Origin of the sequence: Streptomyces acidicola (assembly GCF_009377235.1) — a bacterium.
Classification (GTDB): domain Bacteria; phylum Actinomycetota; class Actinomycetes; order Streptomycetales; family Streptomycetaceae; genus Streptomyces; species Streptomyces acidicola.
In genome coordinates, this window is the sequence record NZ_VMNX01000338.1 from 1 (window position 1) to 7,709 (window position 7,709).

Sequence of the window (7,709 nt, forward strand, 5' to 3'; positions counted from 1 at the left end):
GGTCCCAGACGGGGGCGGTGGGGGACATGGGCGGATCTCCTCGTGGCTCCTCGTGGCTCAAGTCGCACTCTCACCGTGACAGGGCACATATCTCGAAGTCAAGAGACTTAATAACAACATGCTCGACATCAAGAGACTTCACATCGACACAACCACTACACTGATCGCCATGGAGGACGAGGTCGATCGGCTGGTCGCAGCGTGGCGCCGGGAGCGCCCGGACCTCGACGTGGAGCCGCTGGAAGTGCTCAGCCGGGTGAGCAGACTGGCCCGGCACCTGGACCGGGCGCGCCGTCTGGCGTTCTCCGAGCACCAGCTGGAGCCGTGGGAGTTCGACGTGCTGACCGCACTCAGGCGCGCGGGGACGCCGTACCAGCTCTCCCCCGGTCAGCTGCTCACACAGACCCTCGTCACCTCGGGCACGATGACGAACCGTATCGACCGGCTGGCGAAGAAGGGCCTGGTGGAGCGGCTGCCCGACCCCAGTGACCGCCGAGGTGTCCTGGTCCGGCTGACGGACGAGGGCCGGGACCGGGCGGATCAGGCCCTGGCGGGCCTCCTCGACCAGGAGCGCGCGATCCTCGCGGAGCTGTCGCGCGCCCAGCGAGGTGAACTGGCCGGGCTGCTACGCCAGTTGACCGCCCCGTTCGACAACATTCCCGGCTAGGGTCTGTGGCCTCCCCCTGCTCGAAGAACGCGGGGGAGCGTGCCGGGCGTCACCCGGCAGGCGCCACTTTCGACACAGGCCCCAGGTCGACCGGCCCGACACCGGCGCGGCGGGCGAGTGCGACGGCTGCGAGGGTCGAGTGGACCCCGAGCTTCCCGAGGACGTTCTGCATGTGCGTGCGGACGGTGTGCGGGGACAGGAAGAGGCGCTCGGCGACGGCCTTGCGCCCCAGCCCCGCCACCATGCACTGCAGGACTTCCCGCTCGCGTGGTGTGAGGGACTCGACGAGCCGCTCGCTCTCGGTGCGGTGCTTCCGGGCCGCGGTGAGCTCCCGCAGCACGCCGGTGAGCAGGGCGGGCGGCAGATGCGTCTCGTCACGCAGCACACCCCGTATGACGGTGAGCAGCCGGGACAGCGAGCAGTCCTTGGCGACCCAGCCGGACGCCCCGGCCTGCAGGGCGAGTGCGGCGCGGCGCGGGTCGTCCTTCTCGGCGAGGACGACGGTCCGTACGCCCGGCTGCCCGGAGCGGACGCCGACGACGAGCGAGATGCCGTCGACGAGCCCGTCCTCCTTGCCTTCCCGCACGGGTACGGCGGCCGGTCGCGCCCCGGGGGCATTGCCCCCGAGGTCCGCGTCGACCAGCAGCACGTCGAACCTGCGGCCTTCCGCCGCCGCGCGTTCCAGGCAGCGCAGCGCGGCGGGGCCGCTGCCGGCTGCGGACACGTCGACGTCGGGCTCGGCGGCAAGGGCCGCGGCGAGCGACTCGGCGAAGATGCGGTGGTCGTCGACGACCAGGACTCGGATGCGAACCACTGATACCCCCACTGGTCGGGGGACGACCGGCGCAGGTACGGCGCCCGAAGTGCTCCCGGTCATCCACCTGGGATCGGGGCTGCCGCAACGGCACGGCCGCCGCCGTGCTGCAACTGCTACCCCCACTTCGGGCGTCGTACCCGACTGTCTCGCCCCCTGATCAGCACCGGCCCCCACCGGTGCTGTCCATCAGAGTAAGGCCGAGGGCAGGCAGCGGAAGGAAAATCGCAGAACTGATTGACCGGCGCGTTTATGGTGAGCCGTATGTTTCGTGTTGAGACGGAAGTCGACAAAGAGCGTAGCCAATTGCTGCGTTCCCGACTACGGGAGACGAACACTTCGGCTTCCTCAGTGCTCCGTTCCCTGCGCGGAACACCGGGCGAACGTGAGGCTCCGCTGCACGTGTGGGCGCTGGACGCCTCCGGCGGCCTGGCCGGCGGGCTCGTCGGGCACACCTGGGCGACCTGGCTGCATGTCACCTACCTGTGGGTCGACGAACGCTGCCGGGGGGCCGGGCTGGGCTCCCGCCTCCTCTCCGAGGCGGAACGCACGGCCGTGGCCGACCGTGGCTGCCGGAACTCCCGTCTGGAGACATGGGACTTCCAGGCACCGGACTTCTACAAGAAGCAGGGGTACGACGTGGTGTGCGTGATCCCCGGCTATCCGCCGGGGATCACGGAGTACACGCTCACGAAACGGTTGGGGTGAGACGGGCCGCGGGGATGTGTGCCGCTAATCCGGGGTGTCGCCCCGGGTCACATCAACCGCCGCGCCCCCGCCGCCGGCACCGCCGCGAACACGCGGGGTGCCGTGAAGCCGGCGGTCGCGAAGGCCTCCTCCACCGCCTTGGTGACCGTCTCCTCGTCCGCGGCCTCGATCAGCACGATGGCTGAGCCGCCGAAGCCGCCGCCCGTCATACGGGCACCCACCGCACCCGCGCCCAGCGCCGTGTCGACGACCAGGTCCAGCTCCGGGCAGGAGATGCGGAAGTCGTCCCGCAGGGAGGCGTGGCCCTCGACGAGGACGGGGCCGATGGCACGGGTGTCGCCCGCCTGAAGGAGGGACACGACCCGCTCCACCCGTTCGTTCTCCGTCACTATGTGGCGGACGAGGCGGCGGACCTCCTCCTCGTCGCCGAGGCGGGCCAGGGCCGCGTCCAGTCCGTCGTACGGCACGTCCCTGAGCGCGTCCACGCCCAGGAGCGCCGCGCCCTTCTCGCAGCCCGCGCGGCGCTTGCCGTACTCGCCGTCGCTGTGGGCATGCTTGACCCGGGTGTCGACGACCAGCAGGCGCATGCCCTCCGCCGCCAGGTCGAAGGGGATCTGGCGCTGGGAGAGGTCCCGGGTGTCCAGGAACAGGGCGTGACCGGCCTCGCAGCACGCCGACGCGGTCTGGTCCATGATCCCGGTGGGCGCGCCCACGTAGACGTTCTCGGCGCGCTGGCACAGGCGGGCCAGCTGCCAGCCCCGCAGGCCCAGCTCGTACAGGTCGTTCAGCGCGAGGGCGACCACGACCTCCAGCGCCGCCGACGACGACAGGCCGGCGCCCGTCGGGACCGTCGAGGCCAGGTGAACGTCCGCGCCCGTGATCGCCGTGTGGCCGACCTCGCGCAGGGCCCAGACCACGCCGGCGGGGTAGGCCGTCCAGTGCCGGTCGGACTCCGGGGCCAGGGAGTCGAGGGTCAGCTCCACGGCGCCGCCCTCGACGTCCGCCGAGTGCAGCCGCAGGACGCCGTCCGTGCGGCGTGAGACGGCCGCGATCGTGGTGTGCGGCAGCGCGAAGGGCATCACGAAGCCGTCGTTGTAGTCGGTGTGCTCGCCGATCAGATTGACCCGGCCCGGCGCCGCCCACACTCCCTCCGGCTCGGCCCCGTACTGCTCCCTGAACCGCTCCGCGACATCCGCGACATCCGCGACAGCGGAAGCGCCCATCCCGGCCCCCGCCTCAGCGCCCGCAACGCTCATCCCCTGACCCTGACCTTTCCTATGGGGCCGGCTCTCGATCTCCGGCCCTCACCATCACTTGTCGCGCTGCTGCGCGAACTCCCACGCGTCCGCCACGATCCCCGCGAGGTCCGCACGCGACGGGTTCCAGCCCAGCCGCTCACGGGCCGTCTGCGCGGACGCGACCAGCACCGCCGGGTCGCCGCCACGGCGCGGGGCCATGACCTCCGGGATCGGGTGACCGGTCACCCGGCGCACCGTCTCGATGACCTCGCGGACCGAGAAGCCCTCGCCGTTGCCGAGGTTGCAGATCAGGTGCTCGGTGGGCCGGGCCGCGTCCAGCGCGAGCAGGTGGGCCTCCGCCAGGTCGGCCACGTGGATGTAGTCCCGGATGCAGGTGCCGTCGGGCGTGGGGTAGTCGTCGCCGAAGACGGAGATGGCGTCGCGCTTGCCCTGCGCTACCTGGAGCACCAGCGGGATGAGGTGCGACTCGGGCTCGTGGCGCTCTCCGTACGCCCCGTACGCGCCCGCCACGTTGAAGTAGCGCAGGCTGACCGCGCCCAGACCGTGGGCCGTCGCCTCGCTGGTGATCATGTGGTCGACGGCGAGCTTGGTGGCGCCGTAGGGGTTGGTCGGGGAGGTCGGCGCGGACTCGACGATGGGGGTCGTCTCGGGTTCGCCGTACGTGGCCGCGGTGGAGGAGAAGACGAGCTTGCGGACGCCCGCCGAGCGCATGGCGGCGAGCAGCGCCATCGTGCCGCCGACGTTGTTGTCCCAGTACTTCTCGGGCTTCGCGACGGACTCGCCGACCTGTGAGCTCGCGGCGAAGTGGAGGACGGCGTCGAAGGTGGAATCCACCCATTTGGCAGCGTCGCGGATGTCGCCCTCGATGAAGGAGGCGCCCGCGGGCACCGCCTCGCGGAAGCCGGTCGAGAGGTTGTCGAGGACGACGACCTCGTGGCCCGCCTCCAGCAGATGCTGGGCGACCACGCTGCCGACATAGCCCGCGCCACCGGTGACCAGGTACTTACCGCTCATGAACTCGCTACCTCTCGCAATCGCTCGGCCGCGCGTTCCGGCGGCACGTCGTTGATGAACACGTTCATGCCGGACTCGGAACCCGCGAGGAACTTCAGCTTGCCGGAAGTGCGGCGAATGGTGAAAAGCTCAAGGTGAAGCGCGTAGTCCTCACGCACGACCCCGTCGAACTCCTCCAGCGCGCCGAACGGGGCCTGGTGCCAGGCCGCGATGTACGGCGTCGGGGGCTCACCTTCGCCGAATATCCGGTCGAAGCGCTTCAAGAGTTCCAGATAGACCTTGGGGAACTCTGTGCGGGCGTCCTCGCCCAGCGCGAGCAGGTCGGGGACTCGTCGGCGCGGGTAGAGGTGCACCTCGTACGGCCAGTGCGCCGCGTACGGCACGAAGGCGACCCAGTGCTCGGCCTGGAGCACGATCCGCTCGTCTGCCAGCTCGCGCTCCAGTACGGCGTCGAAGAGGTTCTCGCCGCCGGTCGCCTCCTTGTGGGCGGCGAGTGAGCGCAGCATCAGGGCGGTGCGCGGGGTGGTGAAGGGGTAGGCGTAGATCTGCCCGTGCGGATGTCCGAGGGTGACGCCGATCTCGGCACCGCGGTTCTCGAAGCAGAACACCTGCTCCACGGAGGGGAGATGCGACAGCTCGGCGGTGCGGTCGGTCCAGGCCTCCAGGACCAGACGGGCCTGCCCCTCGGTCAGGTCCTTGAAGGACGCGTCGTGGTCGGAGGTGAAGCAGACGACCTCGCAGCGGCCGGAGTCCCCGGCGAGGGACGGGAAGCGGTTCTCGAACACGGCCACGTCGTACGAGGAGTCGGGGATCTCGCTCAGCCGGTCGCCCCGGGACGGGCACAGGGGGCATTCGTCGGCGGGCGGATGGTAAGTGCGGCCCTGGCGGTGCGAGGCGATGGCGACCGAGTCGCCGAGGAGCACGTCGTGACGGACCTCGGACGTGGTGACCGTCCGCTCCAGCGGCCGTCGGTCCACCGCGTCGCGCACCGCGTCGTCGCGCAGGTCGTAGTAGATCAGCTCACGACCGTCGGCCAGCCGGGTCGAGGTCTTCTTCACGGCGGACTCCCCATCCGTAACCGATCAAACCATGTAAAGCATCCAAACCATCAAACAGAAGCGAACACATCAAATCACAAATCCCCATGACGGAGCAGCCCCCATGCCTCCTATGCCTCCCATGCCCCCCACACACCTGGCAGCGGAGCTGCGGCTCCCCACCAACTGGCTCGACTACACGATCCTGGCGATCTACTTCATCGTGGTCCTCGGCATCGGCTTCGCCGCCCGCCGTTCCGTGAAGACCAGCCTCGACTTCTTCCTCTCCGGCCGCTCCCTGCCCGCCTGGGTCACCGGTCTGGCCTTCGTCGCGGCCAACCTCGGCGCCACCGAAATCCTCGGCATGGCCGCGAACAGCGCCCAGTACGGCGTCTACACCGTCCACTGGTACTGGATCGGCGCCATCCCCGCCATGGTCTTCCTCGGCCTGGTGATGATGCCCTTCTACTACGGCTCCAAGGTGCGCTCGGTCCCCGAGTTCCTGCTGCTGCGCTTCGACCGCCCGGCGCATCTGTTCAGCTCGGTGCTCTTCGCCTTCGCCGCGATCCTCATCGCCGGGGTGAACCTGTACGCGCTCGCCATCGTCGTCGAGGCGCTGCTCGGCTGGCCGCAGTGGGTGTCGATCGTGGTCGCGGGCTTCTTCGTCCTGGCGTACATCACGCTGGGCGGCCTGTCCTCGGCCATCTACAACGAGGTGCTCCAGTTCTTCGTGATCCTGGCGGCCCTGATCCCCCTCTCCGTGCTCGGCCTGAAGAAGGTCGGCGGCTGGGACGGCCTGTCCGACTCACTGACGGCGAGCCACGGCGGCGACTTCGTCACCGCGTGGGGCGGCACGGGCATCGGCAGCGACAACCCGCTGGGCGCGAACTGGCTGACGATCGTCCTCGGCCTCGGTTTCGTCCTGTCCTTCGGCTACTGGACGACGAACTTCGCGGAGGTCCAGCGCGCGCTGTCCGCGAAGAACCTCTCGGCGGCCCAGCGCACCCCGCTGATCGCGGCCTTCCCGAAGATCTTCATCGTGTTCCTCGTGATGATCCCGGGCCTGGTCGCCGCGGTCCTGGTCCCGAAGATCGGCACACCGGGCTCGAACCTCCAGTACAACGACGCGATCCCGTACCTGATGGAGGACCTCCTTCCCAACGGCGTCCTCGGCATCGCCGTGACAGGCCTGCTGGCCGCGTTCATGGCGGGCATGGCGGCGAACGTGTCGTCCTTCAACACGGTGTTCACCAGCGACATCTGGGCGAAGTACGTGGTGAGGGGCCGGGAGGACGGCTACTACGTACGCTTCGGCCGCCTGATCACGGCCATCGGCGTGCTGGCCTCGATCGGCACGGCGTTCCTGGCCTCGTCCTTCTCGAACATCATGAGCTACCTGCAGACGCTGTTCAGCTTCTTCAACGTCCCGATGTTCGTGGTCTTCATCCTCGGCATGTTCTGGCGGCGGTCGTCGACGAAGTCGGGCTTCTGGGGCCTGCTGGCGGGCACGACGGCCGCGATGGTCAACTACTTCGTCCTCTACAAGCAGGGCGTCGTCGGCATCCCCTCCGACCAGGGCGCCAACTTCGTCTCCGCGATCGCGGGCTTCGTCGCCGGCGCGGTGGTGATGGTGGCGGTGTCCCTGTTCACCGCCCCGAAACCGGAGGCCGAACTCCAGGGCCTGGTCTACGGCACCAGTTCCCCCGGCATGGCCGAGCCGCCCGCCGAGGGCGACGACGCGTGGTACCGCAGGCCCGCGCTGCTGGGCTGGGGGGCGATTGTCCTGGCGGCTGCCTGCTACATCCCGTTCTCGTTCTGACGCCCCCCTTTGACGTCCACCTGTCTTCTCAAGGAGTGAGTGCCCCCATGTCCGAGTACTCGGAGCACGACGCGCAACGCGAGGTCACCGAACTGGAGGGCAGGTCGGCCACGGCTGCCCGTCTGTTCGACGTACGCCGCATCATCGGCGGCCTGTTCTCCCTCTACGGCGTCATCGTCACGCTCGCCGGCCTCACGGCCTCCGAAGCCGACCTCGACAAGGCCGAGGGCGTCAACATCAACCTGTGGACGGGGCTGGGGATGCTGGCCCTGGGGTTGTTCTTCCTGGGGTGGCTGCGACTGCGGCCTCTGAAGCAGGGTGCGCAGGGGGTGGTGCCGCGGGAGGGGCCGCAGGAGGGGCCGCCGGAGGAGTGAGGGCGGCCGTATACGGG

At 69.6% G+C, this 7,709-nt stretch carries 8 protein-coding genes; 4 read left to right on the plus strand and 4 right to left on the minus strand.

Translation table 11 applies throughout. The annotated features are described in order from the left end of the window. Positions 1-169: 169 nt before the first annotated feature. Entirely contained in the window at positions 170-667 is a 498-nt protein-coding gene (tamR, locus tag FPZ41_RS42770) for a MarR family transcriptional regulator TamR (RefSeq protein WP_030844890.1), read from the plus strand. Positions 668-716: 49 nt separating this feature from the next. On the opposite strand, the gene FPZ41_RS42775 is transcribed toward tamR, so the two are convergent. Next, entirely contained in the window at positions 717-1,481 is a 765-nt protein-coding gene (locus FPZ41_RS42775; protein WP_322621455.1) for a response regulator transcription factor, read from the minus strand. Between the two features lie 252 nt (positions 1,482-1,733). On the opposite strand from FPZ41_RS42775, the gene FPZ41_RS42780 reads away from it, so the two are divergent. Further along, a complete protein-coding gene (locus tag FPZ41_RS42780; RefSeq protein WP_152869840.1) occupies positions 1,734-2,189 on the plus strand; it encodes a GNAT family N-acetyltransferase in 456 nt (151 codons plus the stop codon). Positions 2,190-2,236: 47 nt separating this feature from the next. Here the strand turns inward: FPZ41_RS42780 and galK are convergent, their stop codons facing one another. The 3 genes from galK to galT all read right to left on the minus strand — a co-directional run bounded on the left by galK (position 2,237) and on the right by galT (position 5,520). Next, entirely contained in the window at positions 2,237-3,412 is a 1,176-nt protein-coding gene (gene galK / locus FPZ41_RS42785) for a galactokinase (protein WP_152869851.1), read from the minus strand. Positions 3,413-3,499: 87 nt separating this feature from the next. Next, the gene (gene galE, locus FPZ41_RS42790; protein ID WP_152869842.1) at positions 3,500-4,462 is read right to left on the minus strand and encodes a UDP-glucose 4-epimerase GalE; all 963 of its coding nucleotides are present in this window, start codon (positions 4,460-4,462) and stop codon (positions 3,500-3,502) included. After that, the gene (gene galT, locus FPZ41_RS42795; protein ID WP_322621456.1) at positions 4,459-5,520 is read right to left on the minus strand and encodes a galactose-1-phosphate uridylyltransferase; all 1,062 of its coding nucleotides are present in this window, start codon (positions 5,518-5,520) and stop codon (positions 4,459-4,461) included. The genes galE and galT overlap by 4 nt, the downstream gene beginning before the upstream one ends. A 121-nt stretch (positions 5,521-5,641) precedes the next feature. Here galT and FPZ41_RS42800 point away from each other — a divergent pair, with 121 nt between their 5' ends. Next, a complete protein-coding gene (locus FPZ41_RS42800; RefSeq protein ID WP_194236419.1) occupies positions 5,642-7,318 on the plus strand; it encodes a sodium:solute symporter family protein in 1,677 nt (558 codons plus the stop codon). Between the two features lie 47 nt (positions 7,319-7,365). Continuing rightward, on the plus strand, positions 7,366-7,692 hold the full coding sequence (locus tag FPZ41_RS42805; protein WP_152869847.1) for a hypothetical protein: 327 nt from the start codon (positions 7,366-7,368) through the stop codon (positions 7,690-7,692). The last annotated feature ends 17 nt before the right edge of the window (positions 7,693-7,709 follow it).

Coding starts and splice junctions, on each gene's coding strand:
- tamR (WP_030844890.1), top strand. CDS start 170: ATGGAGGACGAGGTCGATCGGCTGGTCGCAGCGTGGCGCCGGGAGCGC.
- FPZ41_RS42800 (WP_194236419.1), top strand. CDS start 5,642: ATGCCCCCCACACACCTGGCAGCGGAGCTGCGGCTCCCCACCAACTGG.
- galE (WP_152869842.1), bottom strand. CDS start 4,462: ATGAGCGGTAAGTACCTGGTCACCGGTGGCGCGGGCTATGTCGGCAGC.
- FPZ41_RS42805 (WP_152869847.1), top strand. CDS start 7,366: ATGTCCGAGTACTCGGAGCACGACGCGCAACGCGAGGTCACCGAACTG.
- galK (WP_152869851.1), bottom strand. CDS start 3,412: ATGGGCGCTTCCGCTGTCGCGGATGTCGCGGATGTCGCGGAGCGGTTC.
- FPZ41_RS42780 (WP_152869840.1), top strand. CDS start 1,734: ATGGTGAGCCGTATGTTTCGTGTTGAGACGGAAGTCGACAAAGAGCGT.